Consider the following 24,924-nt stretch of genomic DNA (forward strand, 5'->3'; position numbering starts at 1 on the left):
CTAGGGAATCTCTGCACAGGGAGGAATCGAGCGAGAAGCGGGAGTCGCCGCCTGAGCAAGAAGCGTGATCCGATCGCAGATCCGTAGATCTGCAGAGGGTCGCGCGACGCAGCGCAGGCGGATGCATCACGCTTCGCAGCCGCAGCCTCCCTGTGCAGAGGTTCCCTAGTCGGCGAAAACGGACCTTCCCGCGCCGATTTCGGCGCGTGCGGAGTCCTGGATGATCGATCGCATGAACCACTCGGGCAGTCGCTCCCCGCTCTGCAGCGCGTTCCTCACGAGCCGACCGCTAATCGGTAGTACCCCAGTTCCAGACTGAGGCACGAGGGAACGCTCTTCGGGATCGTAGCCCAGCGTTTCGAAGAAAACCGGTTCGATCCCCAGGTCGCCCATCGATTCGAACAGCGCCCGTGTGGCTCGGCCTTCGGAGCTGTCGTTGCGGCCGAGTACGATGTGGCTAAACCCCATATTCTTGCGGCAGAGCGCCAGCAGGGCCGCTTCGCGCGCGCCAGCGCCGGCGGAGTACATGGCCGATGCCCCCAGGAGCACGCGGTCCCGCGGATAGAAGCCGAAGTCGATCAGCATCTGATAGGCGCGCAGCGTGAATCCAGGCAGGAAGTCGCCCGGCTCGACGGCACCGGTCTCGATCGTAAGGTACAGGCCGTCTGCGTGGGTCAGGTCCAGCGCCCGGTGCTGGATTTCCTCGTGGGCGCGGTGTGGGAGCGTGTGGGTATGGAAGGCGATGATCCGATTCCAGCCCTTCTTCGCGAAGAGGTAACGCGTATCGGCCGGTGGCAACTGGTACTGGCGGTGCGGAGCCGGAAGCCGTTTGATCAGTTTGATCTCTCCGGCCAGAAGGACACCTTCGCGGCGCATCAGTCGGGCGACACGAGCATCCGCTTCCGCGTCGCCGCCGAACCAACGCTCGGCGTGTTTGCCGAAGTCGAATTCGAAGATTTCACTCACTTCCATCAGGGAGTGGACGTCCCCCGACTCCTCGCATAGCGTGATGCGCTGCCCGGCTTCCAGGCCTTCGGCGGCCGCACCGGGGATCCGCAGCACGATCGGAACCGGCCAGGCCACTCCATCCGGGAGGCGCTGCTGATCGAGGACGGAGCGCACGCTGTCGAGGTTCATGAAACCGGACAGGGGGGAGAAAGTGCCCAGTGCAATTCGCTGACAGTCCAGAAGGTCCTGGCGCGGCAGTTCGATGCGGCGCAACTGCTCGATCCCCTCGAGATCGGGACCACTCGCGTTCTGGCTGACCAACGTTCCGCCGTGAGGCTCGACCAGTAGTGAGACGGGCTGCGAGACGCGTTCGAAGGGATCGCGGTCGGCACTTTCCTCGAAAGCTTGTACGAGCTTCTTGATCATGCTGACGCAACCGATCGGGTATTTGCCTACCGCAGTCTCTCCCGCCAACACGAGGCCGTCCGCACCGTCGAGGATCGTGTTGAACACGTCATTGACCTCGGCACGTGTCGGCGTCGGCTGTGTCGTCATCGATTCCATCAGATTTGTTGCGACGTACACGGGTTTGTTCGCCGCTTTACCGACGGAAATGATCTTCTTCTGGACCAGTGGGATCTTCTCGATCGGGACCTGTCGCGAAAGGTCACCGCGGTCGATCAGTAGAGCATCCGAGTGTTTGGCAATGGCCTCGAGGTTCGCGAGACCAGGAAGGCACTCGATCTTTGAAATGACCGTGGCATCTGGTGCCGCAACCGCACGGATTTCATCAACGTCAGATGCGCGATGGGCGAAAGAAAGTGCGACGTAGCGAATTCCCAGGCCCTTGCCGATCTCGAGCGCGCGGCGGTCTTTCGCGGTCAAGGGCGGTAGTTCGATGTCGCGTTCCAGTGTCGCGGCCTTGTTCCGACCGACCAGGCCGCCGGTCAGTACACGCAGGACCACACCGTCGTTTTCTCGATCGATGACCTGCGTGAGCACGGTGCTGTCGATCGTAATGAAATCGCCGATCTCGAATACGGATAAAACGCTATCGGGTGTCAGATTGAAACTATGGGCATCTCCGGGAACCGGATGCCCCGGAACACGGATCGTGCTGTTTTCCCGCAGCACGACCTCGTCTTCGATCAGGTAACCGGTGCGAATCTGTGCGCCTTCGGTATCGAGGCAGATCGGTACCGACGTCCGCTGTTGCAGGTATTCGATCTGGGAACCGACCTGCTCCGCCGAGATGTGTGAGAGGTTGAGCCGAAACAGGCTCACGCCCAGTTCTTCCATGCGAGCGATGACTCGATCGTTCATGGAGGAGGGGCCGAGCGTGCACAATATCTGCATTCTGATCGCCGATCTGCCCGGGTTTTGAGCCGCGGCAGGGGTAACGGGCACCGGATCTACAAGGCCGGGCACCACCGGGAACTTCGTCCGAACGCCAGTATACCTGATCCGCCCCGCTGCGCCGAAGCTATGGCAGGGGCTCAGGAAGGGCGGTAACTACTTGGACTTCATGAAGTTTTGGCCGGCAATCGCGTCCGTGCTCTTCTGCCTCGCCGCCTGCGGCCCGTCACCGGACGCGGCACGTGGCGAATTGCGCGTGAATCTGGCGACCGAACCGCCCACTCTCGACTGGAGCCTGGCGACGGATGGCACCTCGATCAAGGTCATCGAGCAGTTGATGCGGGGGCTGACCCGACTGGGACCCGACCTGCTGCCTCAGCCGGCCCTCGCGGAGCGCTGGGACGTTTCTCCGGACGGCCTGACGTATACCTTCCACCTGCGGCCCGGTGTCGTGTGGAGTGATGGGGTGCCTCTGCGCGCCCAGGACTTCGTTTTTTCCTGGCGGCGTCTGATGGATCCGGCCACCGCTGCGGAATACGCCTATTTCCTGTTTCCGGTGAAGAATGCGCGGGCGGTGAACTCCGGCGAACTGGAGCCGGAGCAACTCGGCGTACGCGCGCTGGACGACGCCACGCTACAGGTACGACTCGAGGCGCCACTGGTCTACTTCTCATCGCTGGTGAACTTCATGGTCACGTTCCCACAGCGGCGCGACGTGATCGAGCGCTGGGGCGATGGTTGGACCGAAGCGGGCCGCTTGATCAGCCTGGGCCCGTTCATTCTCGAAGAGTGGCGCCACGAGTACCGCATCGTTCTGAGGGCGAACGCCGACTTCTACGCGGGTCGACCCGAACTCGATCGGGTGATCGGCTATATGGTCGAGGAAGCCGCGACGGCCCTTGTGCTCTTCGAGCAGGGGATTCTCGATCTGGTCGATCTGCCGCCTTTGGAAATTCGCCGCTACCGATCGCATCCCGCATACCGGAGAAAGGCGCAACTCCGCGGTTACTACTACGGATTCAATACGCGCAAGCCGCCCTTTGACGACGTGCGCGTGCGGCGCGCTTTTGCGATGGCGATCGACCGCAGCCAGTTCCCGCCTCTATTGCAGGGCGGTGAGATCGCCTGGTCGTCCTGGATTCCGCCGGGGATGCCACACAACAATCCGGAGATCGGCCTGGGATTCGATCCGGAGGGCGCGCGCCGCCTGCTCGCGGAAGCCGGTGTCGATCCGGCCGAACTGAAGCCCATCCAGGTGGTCTACAACAGCAATGAGACGCATAAACTCGTGGCCGAGAAAGTGCAGGCGATGTGGCGGAAGCATCTGGGGGTCGACGTGGTGCTCGCCAACCGGGAGTGGAAGGTCTTCTTGAAGGAGGTACAGGTCGACACGCCGATGGTGTATCGCCTGGGGTGGGGCGCCGATTTTGCAGACCCAGACAACTTCATCAATCTCTTCACGTCCGATAGCGCGAACAATTACACCGGATGGGGGAATCCCCGCTACGACCAGCTCACGGAGCAGGCCGCGCGTGAGCGCGATCCGTCGCTGCGCCAGAAGCTCTATGACGAAGCGCAGCGAATCCTATGCGAGCAGGACGTGCCCATCGTTCCCTTCTTCGTGACGTCGATCAATTCAGTCGTGGCCGAGCGTGTGAAGGGCTTCGAGATCAACCCGATGGATCTCTGGTTCCTCGAAGAAGTGAGCACCCGTTGATCCGTTTCGTCGTCGCTCGCTTGCTTCAGGCGATTCCTGTGCTGCTGATCGTGGCGACGGCCACCTTTGCATTGCTTCGCTTTCTGCCGGGCGGTCCTTTCGACCGGGAGAAAGCGCTTCCTCCGGAGATCTTGCGCAACATCGAAGCGCGCTACGAACTCGATCGACCCATCCTGGAGCAGTACACGCAGTTTCTTTCGAACACAGTGCGCGGTGATCTGGGGCCTTCCTACAAGTACATCGGGCGCGACGTTTCCGACATTCTTGCGGAGTCGTTCCCCGTTTCGCTTCAGCTGGGATCACTCGCTTTGCTGATCTCTTTTGTCGGAGGCGTTTCGATCGGACTTGCCGCCGGAGTTCGCCGAGGGAGCTGGTTGGATCGCGTCGTCATGTTGCTTTCTGTGCTTGGGGTCTCGGTGCCCAGCTTCGTGCTCGGCGCTGGTCTGATCCTGACCCTGGGCCTCGCGCTCGGCTGGTTTCCCGCGGGTCTCTGGGAGGGACCTTCACACGCGATCCTTCCCGCGATTACCCTGGCGGCCCTGCCCATGGCGTATATCGCCCAGTTGACGCGCTCCTCTGTGATCGATGTCGTGGACCGCGACTACATTCGCACCGCGCGTGCAAAGGGTGTGTCCGAAGCGCGTATTCGGCGCGTTCACGTCTTGCGCAATGCGTTGCTGGCAGTGACTACCTACTTCGGACCGTTGCTCGCGATCCTGCTTACAGGCTCGTTCGTCGTGGAGAAGATCTACGCGATCCCCGGTATGGGGCGCTTTTTCGTAACGGCCGTCAGTAATCGGGACTATCCGCTGGTGCTAGGCGTGACGCTCGTCTACGCGGTTCTCGTCCTGCTCGCGAATCTCCTGGTCGACCTCTTGTACGGCTGGATTGACCCGCGTATCCGCGTGACGGGAAATCGCGAATGAACTTCCTCGGCTGGCTCGGTGCGATCCTCGTCGCGTTCCTGCTCTTCGTCGCCGTGCTAGGTGATGGGATCGCGGGCGTGTCGTTCGACGCGCAGGATTCCATGCACGCGCTCGAAGGCCCATCGGTCACGCACTGGATGGGTACCGATGCGCTGGGTCGCGATCTGCTCGCCCGCGTCGCCCAGGGTGCTCGCGTGTCGCTGCGGGTCGCGGTTGCCTCGACGCTGCTCGCGCTCGCGATCGGGGTCACCTATGGCGGCATTTCGGGTTTTGTTGCAGGCCGCCTCGACGCCTGGCTGATGCGCGGTGTCGACGTGATGTACTCGCTTCCCGATGTGCTGGTGATCGTACTCCTGATCGAAGTCCTGCAGAACCTGTTGAGCGGGGTCGCGGACAACTACCGCCGAGAACTGGCCATGGCGCTGGCCCTCGGGGGGCTCGGCTGGGTGGCTGTGGCCCGTCTGGTGCGCGGTCTCGTGCTCCAGGCGCGTGAGGAAGCCTGGGTCGAAGCGGCCCGGGCCATCGGAGTGGGGCGGCGACGCCTGCTTCTGCGCCATATCCTGCCCAATGTCTCGGGCCCGATTCTCGTGACTGCTGCCTTCCGCATCCCCGCCGCGATTCTTACGGAATCGACCGTCTCGTTCATCGGGCTCGGCATTCAGCCACCTTTCTCGAGCTGGGGAGCACTGGCCAGCGATGGCTTCAGCGCGATGCGCTCCTATCCACACCTGGTGGTTTTTCCGAGCCTGGCGATCCTGGTCTCGTTGGTGGCGTTTCACTTCCTGGGCGATGCTCTCCGAGACGCCCTCGATCCGCGAAAAGCGCCTCGAACCTGATGGAATTTGTGGGAGTTGCCACCTCCGAAGTCCGCGTTAGACTCCGCACCCGATGGGGCGGTCTACAGCACTCCAAACACTGTGATCGCGAGAGAGATCGCCCGGCGCCCGGAAGAGGGGAACTCGACTGTGGTGTCGAGTCGGATCTCCGCATGATGTTGTTCCCATTGGATGGAGTGAAGAACAATTGATCAAGCTAGAGGGGTTCTCCAAACACTACGGGAGCATCGTCGCCGTGAACGACGTGTCCTTTGAAGTTTCAAAGGGTGAAGTCGTTGGCTTTCTCGGACCGAACGGTGCAGGCAAGACTACGACCATGCGTGCGCTGACGGGCTACCTCCCTCCGACGAGGGGAAGAATCGAAATCGCTGGATTCGATCCCGATCGGTATCCGCTCGAAGCCAAGCGCGCGACCGGCTATCTGCCCGAATCACCGCCTCTGTATCCCGAAATGCGGGTTCGGGAGTACGTCAAGTACGTGGCTGCACTGCACGATGTGCCGCGCGTGGAACGCGCAAGCAAAGTCGACAAGGCGTTGGCGGCCTGCGGACTCGAATCCGTGGCGGATCGCGTTATCAGCACCCTGTCGAAGGGCTTTCGCCAGCGCGTGGGCATCGCTCAAGCCGTCGTACACGAACCCCCCGTCCTGATCCTGGACGAACCCACCTCGGGCCTCGATCCGATCCAGATCGTCGAGATTCGCGAGATGATTCACCGACTCGCGTCGGGTGAAGGGCGCACGGTCATTCTTTCGACTCATATCCTGGCGGAGGTCGAAGCGATCTGTCAGCGCGTGCTTCTGATCGCATACGGTCAGCTTTGCATCGACGCTCCGCTCGAGGAATTGCGGTCGCGAGGTTCGCTCGAGGAAGTGTTCATGCGCGAGGTCGAAGCGGCTGCAAATCTGTCGGACGCCGGCGACGAGGCCAGTCACGTTGAAGAAAGGCAGGAGAGCCCGGCATGAAGCACATCTTCGCCATCGCCGGTCGAGAACTGCGCAGCATCTTCGGCACACCCGTTGCCTATATCGTGATCGCCACGTACATGCTGTTTGCGGGCTTCATCTTCTTCGGCAGCCTGGGACAGTTCATTCTGCAGATTCAACAGATCCAGGCCATGGGCCTGACGCAGTACCTCGAGCAGTGGAACCTGAACCAGATCGTGATCGCACCCGCGTACGGCACGTTTGCCTTGATCTTCGCGATGCTGATTCCTCTGCTCAGCGCGCGGGCGCTGGCCGGTGAAAGGGCCAACGGATCGATCGAACTCCTGCTCACGGCGCCGATCACCAGCTGGGAGATCATCATCGGCAAGTATCTGGCGGTCCTCGCCGTCGTCACGGTGATCGTCGCCCTCACCGGATTGTTTCCGATGCTCTTGTTCTGGTACGGCAATCCGGAGGTCATGCAGACGCTCTCCGGATTGCTGACTCTCTTCCTGTACGGCGCCGGACTGGCCGCTCTGTGCTGTTTCATTTCGGCGTTGACCGACAGCCTTTTGGTGGCCGCCTTCGTCGGCATCGTGGTTTCACTGCTTCTGCTCGTGCTGCCGTTCGCAGCGGAGAGCACCAGCAATGAAGGATTCAAGGCTGCGCTGAGCTGGCTCGGAAGTGGCACGCACTTCGAACAGGGACTCCAGGGTCAAGTGCGCACAGAGGATCTGACGTATTTCGGTGTCATGGTGGTCGTTTTCCTGTCGCTGGCTCGGCTGGCGGCCGAATCACTGCGCTGGCGCTAGGAGGATAGATGGAGCCCTTACTCGCGGCACTCGGGGCCGTTTTGCTGCTCTTCGGTTTCTTCGGTCTCTTCGCCGGAGCGTCCGGCGCGATGACTGGCTTTCACCTGGTCGTCGGTGGTGGTCTGCTGGCCTACGCGGGCCTGCGACGCTCGGGCAAGCTGGTTGAACTCTTCGCTGGCGGAACGGCAAAGCGCGGCGGCAACGTGGTGGTGCAGACGCTGATCGTGCTGGCGATCTCCGGAATGGCCGTGTTCATCTCCGAGCGCAACCCAGTTCGCTGGGATTGGACCGAGTCGGGCGTGCACACGCTGGCACCGGGCACGATCGAAATGCTGGAGCGCATTCCCGAAGACAGCCATGTGGAGATCTACGCCTTCTACGCGAAGGGCGGACAACAGCCCGGCCGAGCCGAACTCGACAAGTACAGTTATCGAAGCGATCGGGTGAAGGTGAAGGTCTTCGACCCGAATGAACGACCCGAACTCGCGCATCGTTTTGAGGTGAACAACCAGGACGGAGTCGTGATCGTTTGTGGAGGGAGTTGCGACGAGGCCAGGGGAACCGCCCGTCTGGCCGAAGTGAGCGAGAATGAAATCACCAAGGCGATTCGCAGCGTCATTTCCGAAACAAAGACACTCTACTTTCTGACCGGGCATGGCGAAGCGGATCTCGAGGATGACCAGGCTTCCGGCATCAGCATGATCAAGACCGCGCTCCAGGACGAGAATCTCTCGGTCGAACCTCTGCTCCTGGCGAAGGAAGCCGCGGTTCCCGAAGACGCCGACGGAGTGATCATCGTCGGACCGAGCCATTCGGTGTTCCAGCGCGAACTCGAAATGCTCGACAGCTATCTGCGCGGCGGGGGTTCGCTGATGATCTTCGCGGAGCCCCTGGTCGTGAGCAATCTGGAAGAGCAGGTGCTTTCCTGGGGGATCGAACTCGGCAGCGACATCCTCGTGGAGAAACAGCTTCAGCTCTTCGGTGGACCGAAGCTCGGTGTGCAACCGGTCGTCAATACCTACGGCGCGCATGCGATTACCGAGAAACTTCGTGGTCAGCCGACGGTGTTCCAGATGGCGCGTTCGGTGCGCGCTAGCGATGATGCTTCGGGTGTGGTCGAGCTGGCCATGACCAGCGGGGCGAGCTGGGCGGAAACCGATCTCGAGGAGTTCGCCACGCAGCGGACGGTGAAGCTCGACCCGGACAAGGACCGCGTCGGACCGATCGCACTGGCGGCGGCGCGAACGTTCGAGGTCGAAGGAGACGCTGCGGCGGAAGGTCGTCTGATCGTGGTCGGAGACTCTGATTTCGCGCGCAATCGCTATGTGTCGGAGTTCTTCAACGGCGATCTCGTACTGAACATGGCCAACTGGCTCGTCGGCGAGGAAAAATTCGCCACCATCGAACGCAAGATGCCGCGAGCCTCGAACATCGGTATGAGCGTCGAACAGTTTGCGAATTTCCGCTTCTTGTCGCTCTTCTTCCTGCCTGAAGCCATCCTGATGCTCGGAGTCGTGAACTGGTGGCGGCGTCGGACCTGAGCGGAGCAAGGCCATGAATCTGCGCGGAACACTCGGTTTGCTGCTTGTGGCGGTCGGTCTCGGAGCCTATGTCTGGTTCGTCGAGATTCGTGGTGAGCAAGAACGGCAGGCGGCCGAAAAAGCCGAGAAGCGCCTGCTCGAGATCTCGGCTGATACCGTTCAGTCGCTCGAACTGGTGACCAGCGATGGGGGGCCGGCCCGAGCTGTGCGCGACGGAGACGGGTGGCGCCTGGAAACGCCCGTCGCCTACCCAGCCAATCCCGCAAGCATCGATGGAGCGCTCGCTGCGCTCGCCGAGTTCGACTTCGCCGCCAGAATCGAGAGGCCGGACGAATCACTCGAAGCTTTTGGTCTGGGCGAGAAGGCCCAGCCCGTCGTGTTGAAGCTCAGTGATGGCAACTCGATCCGCATTTCCCTGGGCGGAAAGACGCCGGTTGGCGGCATGCGTTATGTGGCCCTCGAGAGAGAATCCGAGTTCATCTACACCGTTCCCGAGCAGGTCACTGGGCCCTTGACGCCGACTCTGTTCAGTTTGCGCGACAAGCGCATCCTCGACTTCGATAGCGATGCCGTGACGGCGATGCGCGTTTCGGCCAATGGGAGTCTGGTTGCAGCGGCCGAACGAGTGCTGGAAGGCGAGACGCCCGGGAGCTGGCACCTCAGTGCGCCGATCGAGGATCGCGCATCGATGTCCCAGATTACCCGCTTGCTCGTCGACCTGAGCCTTGCGAGCGCAACCGGGTTCGTCGATGAACCCGAGAGCGAGTCCAGCTACGGGCTCGACCGCCCGGATATCGAGGTCGATATCGTCGAACCCGAGCGCACTCGACATCTGGAACTGGCGAAGTCAGGGGACGAGACGTACATGCGCGTCGCAGGCCGTCCGCTGGTGTTTCGCATTCCGCAGAGCCTACTGCAGAACATCCCGGTGGATCTGTTCTCTTTCCGCGACCACCAGGTTCTCGAACTCGCCGAAAAGGAAATCCGTCAGGTCCAGATCGAATTCCCGCGCGAACAGAAGAGCTTCCGCTTCGAGCGCGTGAAGAACGACTGGCTGCCGCTGGACAGCGAGGTGCGTCTGAAACCGCTCAAGATCGACGATCTCGTGTACTCGATCGAGTCTCTAGAGGCGACCGAGGTGGTCGACGGTGCGCCGAAGCTGGCCGTTCTCGGTCTGGACCCGCCGCGCGTGCGCGTGCGCCTGGGCGACGATGCCGGTGAGGAGTTTGGCTGGCTCGAACTCGGAGATCCTGCGCCCAATGTCGGGCTGCCGGCGCGATCTTCGCGCAGACCCAAGATCTGGCGCGTGAACAGCGACCTGGGCCGCGAGGTTCCCCTGGGATTCGAGGCGTTCGAGAATCTCTTCGTCGAACCTTCTGAAGACGTCGAGGAAGATGAAGCCGAAGCGACTCCCGTCGCACCGGACACAGGCTCCTAATCAGGCGCCAGACAAGACCTGGAGCAGTTGCTCGTGCAGCCGTCCGTTGCTCGCCACGATCCGTTCGCCCTGGGAAGGTGTCGCGCCCCCGTCGAGGTCACTCGTGTGGCCACCCGCTTCTTCGATCAACAGGATTCCGGCGGCCACGTCCCAGGGATGTAGAGAGAGTTCCCAGAACCCGTCGAAGCGTCCGCATGCGATGTAGGCCAGATCCAACGCCGCAGAGCCCGCGCGACGTATGGCCTGAGCGCGTCTCAGGAAACGCGAGAAATATTCCAGGTTCGTGTTCTCACCCGAGTGAGCATCGTAGGCAAAGCCGGTCGCGAGCAAAGCCCGCCCGAGTTCGCTTTCCTGCGACACGCGTATCGCGTCCCCGTTGAGCGAAGCTCCCGCACCGCGTTCGGCAGCGAAGAGTTCGTCCTTCATCGGGTCGTAGACCACGCCCACATGTCGTGTGCCTTCGAGTTCGATGCCGATCGAGATCGCGTAGTGTGGAAATCCGTGGGCGTAGTTCGTCGTTCCGTCGATCGGGTCGACGATCCAGCACACGCCGCTCTTGCCGTCGCGGGGGTCGGCCTCTTCGGTGACGATCGCATCATCTGGTCGAGCGGTTTCGATGCGCGCGCGAATCAGCGCGTCACAGGCGCGGTCTACGTCGGTGACCAGATCGATCGAACTGCTCTTCGTTTCGATCTCGCGTTTCTGGCCGAAACGGCTGCGGGAAAGCTCTCCCGCTTCGCGTGCGATGCCACTGGCCAGTTCGAGCAGCCCACTCATGCGGGCGGCTCGAGAGCAAATGCCCGACAGGTGGTTGCGGTGGTTCGTTCAGCGATCGACTCGGCACTGCAGTCGAGCGTTTCTGCCAGGCATTCCGCAACTCGGCCCACCCATGCGGGTTCATTGCGCTTGCCGCGGTGGGGAACCGGAGCGAGAAGCGGGGAGTCGGTCTCGATCAGGATCCGGTCCGGCGGTACCTGACGTGCCACCTCGCGCAGATCTTCGGCACTCTTGAAGGTGACGATGCCCGAGAATCCGATGTCGAAGCCGCGTGCGAGGCAGTCATCGGCGAAGATCTGGTCGCCGGAGAAGCAGTGGATGACGCCTCCGGCGCGGTCTGCATTTTCCTCGTCGAAGATGCGCAGGATGTCGTCGAAGGCGTCGCGTGTGTCCCGGCTGGGTCGCACGTGGATGACCAGCGGTAGCTGCCTTCGATGCGCGAGCTGGATCTGGCCACGCAGGCACTCCGCCTGGGCTTCGCGCGGTGAGTGCTCGTACCAGTAGTCGAGTCCACATTCCCCGACGGCTACGACCTTTTCATGCGCGCACCAGCCGTCGATCGCACGGGCCGAGATTTCACTCCACTCATTCGCGTCGTGGGGGTGTACGCCGGTCGTCGCCCAGACCCCGGCTTGTTCCTGGGCCAGGCTGACCGCGCCGGCGTTGGCGCCAACCCCGTACCCGGCACCGATGGCAATCACGCCCACCACTCCCGCTTGACGTGCCCGTTCCAGGATGGCCGGCGCTTCCGCCAGAAGGTCCGGTGCACCCACGTGTGCGTGGCTGTCGAAGAGTTTCACTCCGTCTCGATGCGAGGAAACAGGGCTTCGATCTTCTTCGTCTGTGTCCCTGCGCTGAGCTGGCCCCATACGAGCCTCTCGGCGAGCGTGCCGGTACAGATCGGCTCGCCCAGGCTCTCCATGATCTTCAAACTCGTTTCCGGAAGGAAGGACTCGAGTAGCACCGCGATTACGCGCAGCGACTCACACAACTCGTACATCACATCTTCGAGCTTGGCGCGTTTTTCCGGATCCTTGGCCAGCGCCCACGGTGCCTCGCTGTCCACGTACTTATTGGCCGCTGACAGGAGTTCCCAGAGCGCTGACAGCGCGCGCTGTGTGCTGAATTCGCGGATGTGGCGATCGACCTCCTGCGCCACGCGCACGGCCGTTTCCGAAAGATCGCCGGGTTCCCGGTACTCGGGGACCACTCCGTCGCAGTACTTCGCCAGCATGCTGATACTGCGATTGAGCAGATTTCCCAGGTCGTTGGCCAGGTCGGCGTTCACTCGCTGTATCAGGCTCTCTTCGGAGAAGTCGCTGTCCAGACCCCAGGACATGTCTCGCAGTATGTAGTACCTGAAAGACGGGAAACCGTATTTGTCTCGCATGACCAGGGGATCGACCAGATTGCCCAGGCTCTTGGATATCTTGGTGTTTTCCATGTTCCAGTAGCCGTGTACGTGCAGGCCCTGGTACAGCGGAACACCGGCTGCGTGCAGCATGGTCGGCCAGAAGATTCCGTGTGGCTTGAGGATGTCCTTGGCGATCAGGTGATGCGCCCCCGCCCAGTGGCTCTCGAAGTTTTCACCGTCGGGGTAGCCGATACCCGTCAGATAGTTCACGAGCGCATCGATCCAGACGTAGATCGTATAGTCTTCGTCCCAGGGAGCTGCGATTCCCCAGGACAGGCGCTCACGCGGTCGCGTGATGCACAGGTCTTCGAGCGCGCCGCTCTTGAGCGTTGAGAGGACTTCGTTTCGGTAACGCTCTGGCGTGATTAGTTGCGGGTTCGCCTCGATCTCGCCAATCAACCACTCGAAGTGGTTTGACATCTTGAAGAAGTAGTTGGCTTCGCTGCGTTCCTCGGGTTCGGCGTCGTGTTGCGTGCAGCGACCGTTGTCGAGTTCTCGTTCGGTCAGGTAGCGCTCGCAGCCGACGCAGTAGCGACCCGTGTACTCGCGCAACTCGATCTCACCGCGATCGTAGATGGTCTGCCAGAAGGTCCGCACCGCCTGCTTGTGGTCGGCATCCGTCGTGCGGATGAAGCGGTCGTACTTCAGGCCGAGCGTGTCCCAGGTCGAGCGGAAGCGCTCGGCCATGCCGTCGACGAAGGCTTGGGGCGTCAGGCCTTCCTTCTCGGCTGCTTCGACCATCTTCTCGCCGTGCTCGTCGATGCCAGTGAGCAGGAAGCAGTTCTCACCCGCCGCGCGGTGGTAGCGCACGAGCGTGTCGGCCACCGTCGTAGTGTAGGTGCTGCCGATGTGCGGTGCGGCATTCGGGTAGTACAGCGGTGTCGTGACGTAGAAGATCTCGGCCATGAGCAGGCAAGGATAGCCCGGCGTGTTTCAGATGCTCGCGCGCAGATCCATCAGAAGGCCCTCGACTACGAGTTGAGGGTTCAGGTTTCGGCGTCGCATTTCGCGCTGAGCGTCGCGTCCGGCCTCGAAGCGCTCCAGCCAGAGCGTCAGCGTCTTGCCGTTTCCCTGCTGGGCGGCGGCTTCCGCAGATCCCCGGGTGAGGGCATCGTGGACGGCCATGAACAGTTCCGTCCGCTTGCGCGCCACTTCCCCACCGCGGAAACGCTCGCAGAACTCCAGGATCTCGCTGGCACCGCAGGCGGCGATCCCTTCGATCATGGTGCGGATCTCAGCCGCGTCCTCGGAGTGAGTTTGTGCCCAGGCTCGGGCGTGCTCGGCACTGCCTCCGCTGACGGTGCTGGCGAGCCAGGCCTCGGACTCGCTCAGGCCTTCTGCGATCAACTGCTCGCGGACTTCGCTTTCGCGAGGCGCGACCAACCGCAGCCGGACCGTCCGGGATCGCAGGGTCTTCGGCAGCGCCTCGGAGGACTCGGCCACCAGGATCAGCACGGTGTCTTCCGGCGGTTCTTCCAGGGTCTTGAGCAGCGCATTGGCGGCTTCGACTCGCAAACGCTCCGCACCTAGAACGAGTCCCACCCGGCGTCCGCCTTCGTTGGCCACCAGACTGAGATCGCGTTGCAAATCGCGAATCTGGTCGACCTTCACATACGCTCCGTCCGGTTGGACCCACTTCAGATCGGGGTGTCCGGGCAGGGCAGGCGGATCTTCGGATTCGTCTTTGCCGTCGTTTGATGAAAGCAGACGACAGTCGTGACACTCCCCGCAGGGATCGTCGCCCCCCGCACGACAGAGCAACAGCTTCGCGAACCAGCAGACGATCTCCGTCTTGCCGGTTCCCGAAGCACCTTCCAGCAAGTAAGCGCCGTGCAGCTTGTTTCGGGCGCGTGCGCCTCTCAACTCAGTTTGAATTGCCGTGTGGTCTTCTCGGTTCATCGTGGTCGGGAGGATAACAACACGGGCAACGAAGTTCTCAAGCGACGGGGATAGCAGACCGATAGGCAATTCGACCGCAAGTCTTGCGTAGACCGGCCCTAAAGGAGTGACTCACAAATGGCTTTTAACGAATTCCGAAAAAGGGACGACACGCGCCCTGGAGGAGGCGGAATGAGCGCGCCGAACAACGGTGGCGGCGGGGGCGTTGGTGCTCTGACCGCATTTATCGACCAGGGATCCGAGTTCTCGGGAAAGCTGTCCTTCAAGGACACCGTCCGTATCGACGGCCGCTTCGAGGGCGAGATCACCAGTGAAAACACGCTGATCGTCGGTGAGACGGGTCACGTCCAGGCGAACATCACGTCGGAGACGGTGATCATCTCCGGCGAGGTTCAGGGCGACATCATCGCCAGCGGCCAGGTGTCGATCCACAAGACCGGCTGTGTCCTCGGCGACATCCAGACGGCCAGCCTGCTCGTCGAAGAAGGCGCCCAGGTCAATGGACGCATCGACATGAGCGCGCCGGGAATGAGCGATCGCTCGCGCAGCCAGAACAAGAACGAGAAGAACGAGAAGAACGAGAAGAGCGAGCAGACGAAAAAGACCGATGAGAAGCCCGAGCACGATTCGGCTTCCAGCGGCAGCAGCTCCAGCTGAACGGATCTGATCGGTCGGGGCGCTTCGGCGCCCCGACGGTCGGCTCTTTCGGTCAGCTGGGTCGGCTCTTTCGGTCAGCCGGGTCGGCTCGTCCGGCTCAGGTGCCGATCAGCACCGACGTCACGCCCGGCACTTTCAGTCGAAGCGCCGGTTCCAGAACGAGTTTCCGGGTCATTTCGGACGCCGGACAGCTCGCGCAGGCGCCTTGCAGCACGACGTGCACGGTTCCGTCTTCATCGACGGATGCCAACTCGACGTTGCCTCCGTCGGCGATCAGGCCCGGTCGCAGCGCATCCAGCGCACGGCGCACCGTTGCGGGTTTCACCGGCCGGGCTGCGGCCGCGTTGATCTCATCTCTGCCATCACCTAGGGTTGCCGACATGCGCGTACGGGTGCTCCTATTCGCGGGTCTTCGTGAGGCCGTCGGCCACAAGTCCCTAGAGCTTGAATTGCCGGCCGACGCTTCCATCGCCAAGCTGATGGAGCGCGTCGAGGCCGACACGCCGATCCTCGTGCGCTATCGCGGCCGCCTGCTCATCTCGCTCAATGAGGAACGCGCGGCGCTCACGACGGCGCTCAGCGATGGCGATGAAGTGGCCCTGCTGCCGCCCGTAAGCGGTGGTTCGGAGCGCAGTTGGGTGCGCTCGGAGCCGCTCTCGATGGACGAACTGCTGGCCGAAGTCTCCGGTCCTGAAATGGGAGGCGTCGTGACCTTCACCGGCGTGGTGCGCAACATCGCGCGCGGCGAGGAAATCGACCACCTGGAATACGAAGCCTACGTGCCGATGGCCACCAAGGAGATGCGCAAGATCGTCGACAAGGCGCAGGGTCGCTGGCCCCACGTAAAACTGGCCATCTTGCATCGCGTGGGACGGCTCGCGATCGGCGACGCCGCGGTCATGATCGCCGCGGCCGCCCCGCATCGCGCCGAGGCCTTCGAAGCCTGTCGCTTCGCCATCGACACGCTCAAGCACACCGTTCCGATCTGGAAAAAGGAGTTCGCCAAGAGCGGAGCCTACTGGGTCGAGGAGAACCCTTGAGCGGGTCGGGTCACCATCACGACCACGACAAGCCCCACCATCACGGACATGGCTCCGGGGCACCCGCTGAACACCGCGCCTACGCGCCCAAGGTCGTTGCCTGCGGCGTTTTGACGGTCAGCGACACCCGAACCCGCGAGACAGATGCTTCGGGCAAGCTGATCGAAGAGAAGCTGCTGGAGGCGGGGCATCGCGTGGCCGAGCGCGAGATCGTCAGGGATGAAGCCGACGCGATCCGCAGCGCGGTCTTGCACTTTGCCCGCCGTAGCGAGATCGAGGCGGTCATCGTGACCGGCGGCACGGGCGTCTCGGCGCGAGACGTCACGCCAGATACATTGATGCCGCTCTTCGACAAGCAGCTTTCCGGTTTCGGCGAACTGTTTCGCGCGCTCTCGTTCGAGGAGATTGGCGCTGCTGCGGTGCTTTCGCGGGCGGTCGCCGGCACGATCGGCGGCAGTGTCGTGTACGTTACGCCCGGCTCGTCGGGTGCCGTGAAAACGGCCATGGATCAGCTGATCCTGCCGGAACTTGCACACATCGTGGGACAGTTGCGCCGTCGCTGAGTGAGTCTCGACTTCAGACGGGCGGCCCGGGATCCGAAAACTCAGCGAGTGAAGAGCACATTCTCTCTCTCTCGATGGTTGGTTCCCGGCGGGCTGTTTCTGCTGGCGGTGGTCGTGCTTCCCAGCAAGGTCGCCGTCTGGATCGACAGCAAGGGGCATACCTACCTGACCAATCGCGCCGGCCCGCCGTCGGCGGAGGCGGAACGGATCGCTCCCGAGCAACTATCGGTGGAGTGGGGTGGCCAGATCACGGGCGAGAAGCTCGAACCGCGCCGGATGGACGCAGAGGAAGACCGCTATCTGCGCGCCGTCATGGCGGCGCGTGGCGATATCTTGCGGGGCGAACTTCAGGCCGGTCTGCGACAGCTGCGTCGTCTGCTTCGTTCGCATCCGTCGCGGCACGAAGCTCCCTATGTACTGGCTCTGGTCGAGCGGCATCGCGGACGTCTCGAAGCGTCGCGAGATGCGATCGTCGCGGTGCTCGACGGCGGCGCGATACTGCCGCCCAAATGGCGCGAGGTAGCTCAGCGCATGCGCGGGGAACTCGATGAGGAACTGGCTCTCGCAAATGCCAGGGATCAGAATTGGGAGACCCGTTCACTGGCGTCCTCGCATTTCAACGTAGCGTACGATCATCAGTTCGCGGGCCGCGAGTACGGCGAGCAGGTCGTGGAGATGCTGGACGAAGTGCGTAGCACGATGAATGACGAATTCGGCCAGACACTACCCGAGCCGCTCGAAGTGCGACTCTACACGCGCGCGCACTATCTGAAGGAACACGAGCATCGCTTCGGCTTTGCGACCGTCGGCTTCTACGACGGTGCAATACATGTCGTATCGGCGCGGCGCCCGCGCAACGAACTCTACGCGCTCTTGATGCACGAGTACTCGCACGCGCTGTTCATGAATGCGCGCAAGAGCCACCAGCCGTTCTTCTTGAACGAGGGCATTGCAGATCGCGCTGAAGAGCGAGCACGCGGTCGGTCTCGCGTCTCGCGCAGTGAATGGCGGCGTCTGGTCGAGGCGATTCGCGATGACACCTGGATTCCACTGTCCACCCTGGTGAAGGGCTTCGGTGGACTCGCAGGACGGCGGGCGCTGCTCGCATACCTGGAATCGCGTGCGGCGATCGAGTTGATCGAGACCCACAAGCCGGGCGCAATCGGGCGCTGGCTCGACCGCTGCGAAGAGGGCATGCCCTGGGAAGAGGCGCTCGAACTCGAAACAGGCTGGGACACGAAGGCGCTCGAGATTGCTCTACAGGACGAAACGCAGTCGCGTTTCAGTCGAGATCCGCTCGTGCGCGCAGACCAGCAGGTGTCGCGGATCGAATAACGCGACCGATCAGTTCGACGGACTCCACAGGTCGAAGTCGACCAGCTTGTCCTTGAGGTATTCGCGCAGCCGGTCGATCAGCGCCTTTTCGATCTGACGCACGCGCTCCCGCGTCAGGCCGAACTCGTCGCCGAGGTCCTGCAGAGTCCTGGGCTCTTCGGCGATCAGACGATCGCGCACGATCGCGCCCTCGCGCTCGTCGAGATCCGCGCTAAACGCCCGGATGTGGCGCATGAAGGTCGCGCGCATTTCTTGCTCACCCACGATCTCGTCGGTGGGGTGGTCCGCCGTCGGAATGAAATCGCCGAAGCTCGCGGAGTCCGACTCTTCCCTGCGTGCGGGCGCGTCGATCGACAGGTCGCCCTGGGCCAGGCGGTGCTGCATGTCGACGACTTCCGGCTCCTTTACACCGAGCTTCTCCGCGATCAGCTTGGGTTCCGGGTCGAGGCCCTGGTGTTCGAGTTCCCGCTTGGCGCGGTTGAGCTGGAAGAACAGCTTGCGCTCGGCGCGACTCGAACCCACCCGCACGAGGCGAATATTGTCGATCAGGTACTTGAGGATGTAGGCGCGGATCCAGTAGGCGGCGTACGAGGACAGCTTGACGCCCCGAGTCGGGTCGTAGCGCCGCACGCCCTGCAGCAACCCGACGTTCCCCTCCTGGATCAGGTCGAGCACATTGGTCCAGACACGCCGATAGTCCATGGCGATCTTGATCACCAGACGCAGATTGGAAAGGACCAGCTTCTCGGCCGCATCCGGATCGCCGTCTTCCTGCACGCGCAGGGCCAGCGCCTTCTCTTCTTCGCGTGAGAGAAGCGGGTATTTGGCGACCTCGGCGAAGTAGCGATCGAGAGGGTCCCGCGAAACGAGCGCGGAATCGCCTGGGACCTTTGTCGCTACAGGCGAATCCGCGACTCCGGAATCCACGGTATCGGAATCCGCGATTTCGGTCTCGGCGCCGTCTTCCAGATCTTCGAGATCGTGTGGGAGGTCTACGCTCAAGTGGACAGAATAGCGCTAGCAGGCTGCGGAAGAACCCTCGACCGAGACATGCGAGTGGATTTCGTTCGCGCTCGAGGCGCTGAGGCGAAGCTGTAGTGCCTCTACAGCGAGTTTCAGCAACGAAGAGCGCGGATGAAAGACGCCGCGTGATGACGGGAATGGGTTTTTCCGTTGCCTGCTAGAGGTCCGGCTGGGCCTCTAGCGCTGGCCGTCGTGAACGGTCAGGCCTTCGAGGAGGCCGAACCTACTTCTTTATGAACGAATTGATGACCTTCACCAGCGCGTGGCGATCTGCTTCTGGGATGACGCCACCCCAGGGAGCCATGAGCGGGGATCCACCCTTGGAGGCGGCACCGTTGGAGATCAGGTCGAAGATCTCCTTGTCGCTTCCACCGTACTTGAAGTCGCCCGTGGTGAAGTCCCGTGGTGGCGGCTGCAGCGTCTTGCCTACCATGCCCTGTCCGTCCCCTTCTGGGCCGTGGCAGGTGGCACAGAAGGTCGCATAGACCTGCTTGCCCTTGTCCAGTTCGGCATCGGCGCTTGCCGCGCCCGCGCTGGCCAGCAGCAGAGCTGCCATCGCACTCAGAGCCAGAGTTCTCACTACTACACGCATGTAAAGCCTCTCCAATAGTTGACTGGACCCGTTGATGGGCTCCCTGAGTTCGAAGTCCCGATTCGGATCGATGCTCACATCGACGATCGCGTCCCGGATGTCTGACGCCAGGGACCGGTCAGAGTCGCTCCGCCAATCCAATGCGGACCGGAGGGTACGCACCCCCCGCCCAACCGTCAACGCACCCCTCGGACGCGGAATCTGAGCCGGATATTCTGCGAATTGACCTATTTCCAGCTTCTCAATAACTCCAGGAGCAGTCGCACGCCAAATCCAGTCGCTCCCTTGGCGTTATAGGGTCGCTCCCGGGTGGTCCAGGCGGTGCCCGCGATGTCGAGATGGGCCCAGGGAATGTCTCCGACGAAATTCGAGAGGAACGCGCCGGCCGTGAGTGTGCCGGCCGCGCGTCCGCCGGTGTTCTTGATGTCTCCGACGGTGCCCTCGACGGCCTTTTTGTGCTCGGACCAGAGCGGCATCGGCCAGGCGCGTTCGTGGGCGCGGTCGCCTGCGCGCTGAATCTTGTCGACCAGCTTGTCATCGTTGCCCATCACCGCACAGCATGCATCGCCTAGCGCCACGACACACGCGCCCGTGAGCGTGGCCAGATCGATGATCGCATCGGGTTCCTGTTCGCGGGCGTAGTGCAGTGCGTCGGAGAGGACGATGCGTCCCTCGGCATCGGTGTTGAGGACTTCGATCGTCTTGCCACTTGCGGTCTTGACGATATCGCCTGGCAGATAGGCGTTGCCGTCGGGTGCGTTCTCGGCGGCCGCGACGATGCCGATCACGTGCAGCGGGAGCTTGAGCAGCGCGATGGCGCGCATGGCGCCGATGACAGCGCCGCCTCCGGACATGTCGTGCTTCATCTCGTCCATCGCGGCTCCCGGTTTGAGCGAGACGCCGCCGGTGTCGAAGGTGATGCCTTTCCCTACCAGTGCGACGCGCTTGCGTCGCCGGGCTCCGCGCGTGGGCGCGCCGTGCTCCATGATGATCAGTCTCGGAGAATTTGCACTACCCCGTCCGACCGCCAGAATGCCGCCCATTTCGTGCTTCTCGAGTTCCTTGGGACCGTAGATGCTGACTTTGAGCCCGGTATCGCGACCCATGGTCCGCGCCTGTTTGGCCATGGCTTCTGGGGTGAGAACGCTGCCGGGTTCGTTCGAAAGGTCGCGCGCGAGGTTCGTCGATTCGGCCAGCACTGCGCCGAGTTTGGCCCCCTTGCGCAATCCGCCGACCTGTTTTGCATCTGCGGTCAGGATGTTGAGTCTGTCCAGTTCGGGAGTCTCGGTCTTGCCCGTTTTGTATCGCTCGAAAGTGTAGGTGCCGAGGATCGCGCCTTCGGCGAGTGCCTGGCCGACTCCTTCGGATTTGATGCGTCGTGTGCTGGGTGCGATGAAGGCCGCGAGCTTGCCCTTGCTGCGCGCGAGCGATCGGATCGCTCGACCCGCTGCCGCGCGCAGGGTTTCGCTCGTTACCTCGCCGTCTTTTCCCAGTCCAACAAGCAGTACGCGCTCCGCGCCGATGCCGGAGGCGGGAAATCGCACCATCTGACCTGATTTTCCCGTGAAGTCCCCGCTGTCGACGTATAGCGACAACTGGCCGTCGAGTGCTTCGTCGAGTGAGCGCAGCGCTCGCGGAAGCGCATCGCTTGTCGTCATGGTAACGACGAGTCCGTCCGCTTTGACCTTGCACGGATCGTCCCGACTGATATGGATCTGCATAGCGTCCCCCCCCCCGAAACGCCCGAGGTGATCCCGCTCACGGCGAGAAGATGGGCGAGGCGGGATCTTAGCAACACGATACCGCCTCGCCTGTTGAACTCCGTTGACGGGTGGCAGAGACCCCATTAGCTTTCGACCGTCCCGACAGCGTTGAACGACCGGCGCTCCGGGTCTTCGCGCTTCTTCCTCTCCCCCGAGGGTTCGCTTTTCATGCTCGATTTGATCTTTGGTGCCAGCCCCGTCGTTACCGGCGTGTTGTTCGCACTGGTCCTGGCTTCGATCGCTTCGTGGGCGATCATCTTGATGAAAATCGGCGAACTGCGCCGGGTAGATGGTGCGACGCGAATCTTCCTCGAGGCGTATCACAACAAACCGCTCGACGCGGTGTACGAGATCGCCCGCAAGCGCAAGGCGAGTCCGCTCGCGCTCGTGTTCAAAGCGGGCTTCGACGAGGTCGTCGAACTCGAAAAGGAGCAAGGCTCTTCGGAGTTGATCGAGCGCGAACAACTCGAGCGCGTCATTCGTCGCATGTACTGGATCCGCGACGATCAATCCCAACGCCTCGAGCGGGGGCTTTCATTCCTGGCGACGGTGGGTAGTTCGGCGCCCTTCGTGGGATTGTTCGGAACCGTCATCGGCATCATGAACAGCTTCCAGCAGATCGGAACGACCGGCTCTGCGAGTCTGGCCGTCGTTGCACCGGGAATTGCCGAAGCGCTGATCGCGACCGCCGTCGGGCTCTTTGCCGCGATTCCCGCAGTCATCGCCTACAACTACTCCAACGCACGGGTTTCCAATATTCTCACGCGACTCGACACGTTCTGTCGCGAATTTGGCGATCTGCTTCGCGGCAGCGCGGTGCGCTGATGGAAGTTCAGCGCGGCCGGCGCCGGGTGATGTCGGAGATCAACGTGACGCCCTTCGTGGACGTCATGCTGGTGCTGCTCATCATCTTCATGGTGACCGCACCGCTGATCCAGCAGGGCATCGAGATCGAACTGCCCAAGACTCAGTCGGAAGGATTGAAGGGTCAGAGCGAGCCACTCGTCGTAACGGTGAAGAAAAACGGTGCCGTCTTCCTGCAGAGCAAGAAAGTGCCCATCGATCAACTGAAAACGAAACTGACCAGTATCTTCGCGACGCGGGACGACAAGGCCGTCTTCCTGCGCGCAGACTCGAAGGTCGCGTACGGCACGGTCGCCAAGGCGCTCGCCATCTTGCGACACGCGGGCGCAACGCGCATCGGGATGGTCACCGAGCCCGAGGCGTGAATTCGTGTACGACTCGGCGCAGAGCCTGTTCGATGACGAGCGTTTCCGCCGGCTCTTTCTGTGGAGCGCGGCAGGGCACGTCCTACTGGCCTTCGGTCTGTGGTTCGCGCCGAATCCCAGCGTCCTGTTGAATCCTCCGACGCCCGTCTATATCGATGTGGTGACGGCCGCCCCGCGTGCGGCCCCGCCTCCCAGACCCGCTGCGGCCAGACCGGCGCCTCCCAAGCAGGTCGTCGATGAGATCGTGATCCCCAAGCTGCCCAAGGAGCCCAAGCCCGCTCCCAAAGCCAAACCGAAGCCGAAGCCGAAACCTGTGGCCAAGACCGCGGCGAAAAAACCCGCCGCGGTAGCGCCGCCTTCGCCCGAAGACCTCCTGGAGAGCCTGCGCAAGAAAGTGGACGAGAGGCAGCCGAAGCCGGGGACCGGTACGGCAAGTCCGAATTCTCGAAGGGGCATTTTCGATCCCGAAAAGGCCGGCTATCAGAAGAAGCTCACGGCGTTGTTCTATCAGCAATGGGTGGGGGCCGCCTGCAAAATGCATCCCAAACCCTCGCATTTCGAGATCCGAGTGGCGCCCGACGGTAGCGTGAAGTCGGTGACCCGGACCGCTTCTTCGGGCAACCGATTCTGCGATGAGTCCGCCGAGCGTGCCATCCGCCGAGTCGATCAACTGCCCACTCCTCCAGCCCGGGTGGGGATCGTCACCGTCTCGTTCGACATATTGGAGATTCGTTGATGCGCCAGGCTTCGGTCGTACTGCTCGTCCTGCTTTTTGCCGCGCCTGTGGGTGCGGAGGATCGGATCCACGTCGAGGTGCACGGCTCGGGGGGGCGCGACTATCAGGTGGCGGTGCAGCGCTTTCAGGCCGAGGGCGAGGCCGCTGCGTACGTGGAGCCGTTCTATCGCGAGCTCACGCAGGCCATCACCTTCTCGAGTGTGCTCGAGGTCGTGTCGCCCGACGCCTTTCTCGAGCCGGTGCAGACATCCGACTACAGCGCATCGGGAATCGCGTGCGAGAACTGGCGGGGCATCGGGGCCGACATCCTCCTACAGGGCAAGCTCGAACTCTCCGGAGAGCGTCTGCGTGCGCGCTTCAAGGTCTGGGACATCCTGCGTTGCCGCGAACAGGGGGATCGCGTGCGCATCGATCGCCATCGCAAGGAAATCGGCCTGCTGGCGCGTACCGTTGCCGACGAGATCGTCGAACGTTTCAGCGGTCGCCGCGGTGTGTCCGCCACTCAGATCGCATTCATCTCCGACAAGACGGGCAACAAGGAGTTGTACCTGATGAACGCAGACGGCTCGAACAAGCGCGCCGTCACCAATAACAACTCGATCAATCTCTTTCCGTCCTGGTCTCCTGATGGCAAGGCGCTGGTCTATACCTCGTACAAAGGCGGACGCCCGGATGTGTGGACGCTGTTTCGCGGCCCCAGGAAAGGCGGACGTCTGCTGGGGGGGAACAGCCCGAAGTACCGCGCGACCTGGTCTCCGACCAATGGCTCGATCGCTCTGGTCATGAACCAGAAAGAAAACACCGACCTCTACACGGTGAACTCGAAGGGAGGGAAGTTGACCCGGCTCACGACCCATCGCTCGATCGAGACCTCGCCCGCCTGGTCGCCGGACGGCAAGCGGGTCGCATTCGTCTCGGATCGCACCGGCTCGCCCCAGATCTACATCAAAGAGCTGGGAGCCGCTTCTCTGGAGCGCCGGATCACCTTCAAGGGCGGTTACAACGCCAGCCCGGCCTGGTCGCCCACCGGTGAGTGGATCGCCTATACGGCCCAGACGGGCACGAATTTCGATCTGTACCTGATCGACCCCGAAACCGGCTATACCACGCCGCTGGTGGTCCATCCGCGCTCGGATGAGGATCCCGCCTGGTCCCCAGATGGCCGGAAGATCGTCTTTCGCTCTTCCCGCAAGGGAAGAAAGAATCTGTACCGGATCGACGTGGATGGGAGGAATCTGACCCTCCTGACCGAAGGGTTCCGCAATTGTTCAAATCCGGCCTGGTCTGGCTGGCTGGAGTGAGGTCAGGGACCGGAATCGTTGCAGTTTCGGTCGGATAGGTTACAAGTTCGGCGGTTTAGCGCGGAGTCGTGGGCGATCCGACCGCAAATCCGATAA

24 protein-coding genes are annotated in these 24,924 nt (G+C 62.4%); 15 read left to right on the forward strand and 9 right to left on the reverse strand.

Annotation, left to right across the window (positions count from 1 at the left end; genetic code table 11):
- Positions 1-165: 165 nt before the first annotated feature.
- Positions 166-2,304: a sulfate adenylyltransferase gene (locus GY725_11190; GenBank protein ID MCP4004750.1), complete on the reverse strand. Its 2,139-nt coding sequence runs from the start codon at positions 2,302-2,304 to the stop codon at positions 166-168.
- A 169-nt stretch (positions 2,305-2,473) separates the two neighbouring features.
- On the opposite strand from GY725_11190, the gene GY725_11195 reads away from it, so the two are divergent.
- The 7 genes from GY725_11195 (at position 2,474) to GY725_11225 (ending at position 10,499) form a co-directional block, all read left to right on the forward strand.
- Entirely contained in the window at positions 2,474-4,021 is a 1,548-nt protein-coding gene (locus GY725_11195) for a peptide ABC transporter substrate-binding protein (protein MCP4004751.1), read from the forward strand.
- The gene (locus tag GY725_11200) at positions 3,892-4,947 is read left to right on the forward strand and encodes an ABC transporter permease (GenBank protein ID MCP4004752.1); all 1,056 of its coding nucleotides are present in this window, start codon (positions 3,892-3,894) and stop codon (positions 4,945-4,947) included. Before GY725_11195 ends, GY725_11200 begins: the two co-directional genes overlap by 130 nt.
- Positions 4,944-5,783 (forward strand): ABC transporter permease, encoded by an 840-nt coding sequence (locus GY725_11205; protein ID MCP4004753.1) that lies wholly within the window; start codon positions 4,944-4,946, stop codon positions 5,781-5,783. The genes GY725_11200 and GY725_11205 overlap by 4 nt, the downstream gene beginning before the upstream one ends.
- A 187-nt stretch (positions 5,784-5,970) precedes the next feature.
- Positions 5,971-6,747: an ABC transporter ATP-binding protein gene (locus GY725_11210; GenBank protein ID MCP4004754.1), complete on the forward strand. Its 777-nt coding sequence runs from the start codon at positions 5,971-5,973 to the stop codon at positions 6,745-6,747.
- The gene (locus GY725_11215; GenBank protein MCP4004755.1) at positions 6,744-7,520 is read left to right on the forward strand and encodes an ABC transporter permease subunit; all 777 of its coding nucleotides are present in this window, start codon (positions 6,744-6,746) and stop codon (positions 7,518-7,520) included. The genes GY725_11210 and GY725_11215 overlap by 4 nt, the downstream gene beginning before the upstream one ends.
- An 8-nt stretch (positions 7,521-7,528) precedes the next feature.
- Positions 7,529-9,061 (forward strand): GldG family protein, encoded by a 1,533-nt coding sequence (locus GY725_11220; GenBank protein ID MCP4004756.1) that lies wholly within the window; start codon positions 7,529-7,531, stop codon positions 9,059-9,061.
- A gap of 13 nt (positions 9,062-9,074) precedes the next feature.
- Positions 9,075-10,499 carry a DUF4340 domain-containing protein gene (locus GY725_11225; GenBank protein MCP4004757.1) on the forward strand — a complete coding sequence of 475 codons (1,425 nt, stop codon included), beginning with the start codon at positions 9,075-9,077 and terminating at the stop codon, positions 10,497-10,499.
- On the opposite strand, the gene GY725_11230 is transcribed toward GY725_11225, so the two are convergent.
- The 4 genes from GY725_11230 to GY725_11245 are packed head-to-tail and all read right to left on the reverse strand — an operon-like array spanning position 10,500 to position 14,553.
- A complete protein-coding gene (locus GY725_11230) occupies positions 10,500-11,276 on the reverse strand; it encodes an inositol monophosphatase (protein MCP4004758.1) in 777 nt (258 codons plus the stop codon). It abuts the gene before it with no gap.
- A complete protein-coding gene (locus GY725_11235) occupies positions 11,273-12,076 on the reverse strand; it encodes a TatD family hydrolase (protein MCP4004759.1) in 804 nt (267 codons plus the stop codon). The genes GY725_11230 and GY725_11235 overlap by 4 nt, the downstream gene beginning before the upstream one ends.
- Complete coding sequence (gene metG / locus GY725_11240; GenBank protein ID MCP4004760.1) at positions 12,073-13,596, reverse strand: methionine--tRNA ligase; 1,524 nt, start codon at positions 13,594-13,596, stop codon at positions 12,073-12,075. The genes GY725_11235 and metG overlap by 4 nt, the downstream gene beginning before the upstream one ends.
- Positions 13,597-13,623: 27 nt before the next feature.
- Positions 13,624-14,553, reverse strand: coding sequence for a DNA polymerase III subunit (locus tag GY725_11245; GenBank protein ID MCP4004761.1), 930 nt, complete (start codon positions 14,551-14,553; stop codon positions 13,624-13,626).
- Positions 14,554-14,760: 207 nt separating this feature from the next.
- On the opposite strand from GY725_11245, the gene GY725_11250 reads away from it, so the two are divergent.
- Positions 14,761-15,246: a polymer-forming cytoskeletal protein gene (locus GY725_11250; GenBank protein MCP4004762.1), complete on the forward strand. Its 486-nt coding sequence runs from the start codon at positions 14,761-14,763 to the stop codon at positions 15,244-15,246.
- Positions 15,247-15,343: 97 nt separating this feature from the next.
- Here GY725_11250 and GY725_11255 read toward each other — a convergent pair whose 3' ends face one another.
- Positions 15,344-15,628: a NifU family protein gene (locus GY725_11255; protein ID MCP4004763.1), complete on the reverse strand. Its 285-nt coding sequence runs from the start codon at positions 15,626-15,628 to the stop codon at positions 15,344-15,346.
- On the opposite strand from GY725_11255, the gene GY725_11260 reads away from it, so the two are divergent.
- From GY725_11260 to GY725_11270, 3 genes are read left to right on the forward strand one after another with little or no spacing between them, the layout of a single operon-like run.
- Positions 15,627-16,286, forward strand: coding sequence for a molybdenum cofactor biosynthesis protein MoaE (locus GY725_11260; GenBank protein MCP4004764.1), 660 nt, complete (start codon positions 15,627-15,629; stop codon positions 16,284-16,286). The genes GY725_11255 and GY725_11260 overlap by 2 nt on opposite strands.
- Complete coding sequence (locus tag GY725_11265; GenBank protein MCP4004765.1) at positions 16,283-16,849, forward strand: MogA/MoaB family molybdenum cofactor biosynthesis protein; 567 nt, start codon at positions 16,283-16,285, stop codon at positions 16,847-16,849. The genes GY725_11260 and GY725_11265 overlap by 4 nt, the downstream gene beginning before the upstream one ends.
- 48 nt (positions 16,850-16,897) lie before the next feature.
- A complete protein-coding gene (locus GY725_11270) occupies positions 16,898-18,184 on the forward strand; it encodes a hypothetical protein (protein MCP4004766.1) in 1,287 nt (428 codons plus the stop codon).
- A gap of 9 nt (positions 18,185-18,193) precedes the next feature.
- On the opposite strand, the gene GY725_11275 is transcribed toward GY725_11270, so the two are convergent.
- The 3 genes from GY725_11275 to GY725_11285 form a co-directional block, all read right to left on the reverse strand.
- Positions 18,194-19,186, reverse strand: coding sequence for a sigma-70 family RNA polymerase sigma factor (locus GY725_11275; GenBank protein ID MCP4004767.1), 993 nt, complete (start codon positions 19,184-19,186; stop codon positions 18,194-18,196).
- A 244-nt stretch (positions 19,187-19,430) separates the two neighbouring features.
- Positions 19,431-19,799, reverse strand: coding sequence for a cytochrome c (locus tag GY725_11280; GenBank protein MCP4004768.1), 369 nt, complete (start codon positions 19,797-19,799; stop codon positions 19,431-19,433).
- Positions 19,800-20,026: 227 nt separating this feature from the next.
- Positions 20,027-21,520, reverse strand: a complete 1,494-nt coding sequence (locus GY725_11285) for a leucyl aminopeptidase (GenBank protein MCP4004769.1) — start codon at positions 21,518-21,520, stop codon at positions 20,027-20,029.
- Between the two features lie 210 nt (positions 21,521-21,730).
- Between GY725_11285 and tolQ the strand changes: the two genes are divergently transcribed.
- Genes tolQ through GY725_11305 form a run of 4 tightly spaced genes read left to right on the forward strand, consistent with a single transcriptional unit; the run spans position 21,731 to position 24,828 of the window.
- Entirely contained in the window at positions 21,731-22,387 is a 657-nt protein-coding gene (gene tolQ, locus GY725_11290) for a protein TolQ (GenBank protein ID MCP4004770.1), read from the forward strand.
- Positions 22,387-22,791 (forward strand): protein TolR, encoded by a 405-nt coding sequence (gene tolR / locus GY725_11295; GenBank protein ID MCP4004771.1) that lies wholly within the window; start codon positions 22,387-22,389, stop codon positions 22,789-22,791. Before tolQ ends, tolR begins: the two co-directional genes overlap by 1 nt.
- A gap of 4 nt (positions 22,792-22,795) precedes the next feature.
- The gene (locus tag GY725_11300; GenBank protein MCP4004772.1) at positions 22,796-23,527 is read left to right on the forward strand and encodes a TonB C-terminal domain-containing protein; all 732 of its coding nucleotides are present in this window, start codon (positions 22,796-22,798) and stop codon (positions 23,525-23,527) included.
- On the forward strand, positions 23,527-24,828 hold the full coding sequence (locus GY725_11305; protein ID MCP4004773.1) for a hypothetical protein: 1,302 nt from the start codon (positions 23,527-23,529) through the stop codon (positions 24,826-24,828). Before GY725_11300 ends, GY725_11305 begins: the two co-directional genes overlap by 1 nt.
- Positions 24,829-24,924: the final 96 nt, after the last annotated feature.

The sequence above is a fragment of the bacterium genome, assembly GCA_024226335.1.
Taxonomy (GTDB): Bacteria; Myxococcota_A; UBA9160; order SZUA-336; family SZUA-336; genus JAAELY01.

Excerpts from the sequence above, each read along its gene's own strand:
- GY725_11305 (MCP4004773.1), top strand. The coding sequence starts at position 23,527 with ATGCGCCAGGCTTCGGTCGTACTGCTCGTCCTGCTTTTTGCCGCGCCT.
- GY725_11215 (MCP4004755.1), top strand. The coding sequence starts at position 6,744 with ATGAAGCACATCTTCGCCATCGCCGGTCGAGAACTGCGCAGCATCTTC.
- GY725_11225 (MCP4004757.1), top strand. The coding sequence starts at position 9,075 with ATGAATCTGCGCGGAACACTCGGTTTGCTGCTTGTGGCGGTCGGTCTC.
- GY725_11190 (MCP4004750.1), bottom strand. The coding sequence starts at position 2,304 with ATGCAGATATTGTGCACGCTCGGCCCCTCCTCCATGAACGATCGAGTC.
- GY725_11285 (MCP4004769.1), bottom strand. The coding sequence starts at position 21,520 with ATGCAGATCCATATCAGTCGGGACGATCCGTGCAAGGTCAAAGCGGAC.
- metG (MCP4004760.1), bottom strand. The coding sequence starts at position 13,596 with ATGGCCGAGATCTTCTACGTCACGACACCGCTGTACTACCCGAATGCC.
- GY725_11230 (MCP4004758.1), bottom strand. The coding sequence starts at position 11,276 with ATGAGTGGGCTGCTCGAACTGGCCAGTGGCATCGCACGCGAAGCGGGA.
- tolQ (MCP4004770.1), top strand. The coding sequence starts at position 21,731 with ATGCTCGATTTGATCTTTGGTGCCAGCCCCGTCGTTACCGGCGTGTTG.
- GY725_11260 (MCP4004764.1), top strand. The coding sequence starts at position 15,627 with ATGCGCGTACGGGTGCTCCTATTCGCGGGTCTTCGTGAGGCCGTCGGC.
- GY725_11250 (MCP4004762.1), top strand. The coding sequence starts at position 14,761 with ATGAGCGCGCCGAACAACGGTGGCGGCGGGGGCGTTGGTGCTCTGACC.
- GY725_11200 (MCP4004752.1), top strand. The coding sequence starts at position 3,892 with ATGCGAGCAGGACGTGCCCATCGTTCCCTTCTTCGTGACGTCGATCAA.
- GY725_11205 (MCP4004753.1), top strand. The coding sequence starts at position 4,944 with ATGAACTTCCTCGGCTGGCTCGGTGCGATCCTCGTCGCGTTCCTGCTC.
- tolR (MCP4004771.1), top strand. The coding sequence starts at position 22,387 with ATGGAAGTTCAGCGCGGCCGGCGCCGGGTGATGTCGGAGATCAACGTG.
- GY725_11195 (MCP4004751.1), top strand. The coding sequence starts at position 2,474 with ATGAAGTTTTGGCCGGCAATCGCGTCCGTGCTCTTCTGCCTCGCCGCC.
- GY725_11220 (MCP4004756.1), top strand. The coding sequence starts at position 7,529 with ATGGAGCCCTTACTCGCGGCACTCGGGGCCGTTTTGCTGCTCTTCGGT.
- GY725_11280 (MCP4004768.1), bottom strand. The coding sequence starts at position 19,799 with ATGCGTGTAGTAGTGAGAACTCTGGCTCTGAGTGCGATGGCAGCTCTG.
- GY725_11255 (MCP4004763.1), bottom strand. The coding sequence starts at position 15,628 with ATGTCGGCAACCCTAGGTGATGGCAGAGATGAGATCAACGCGGCCGCA.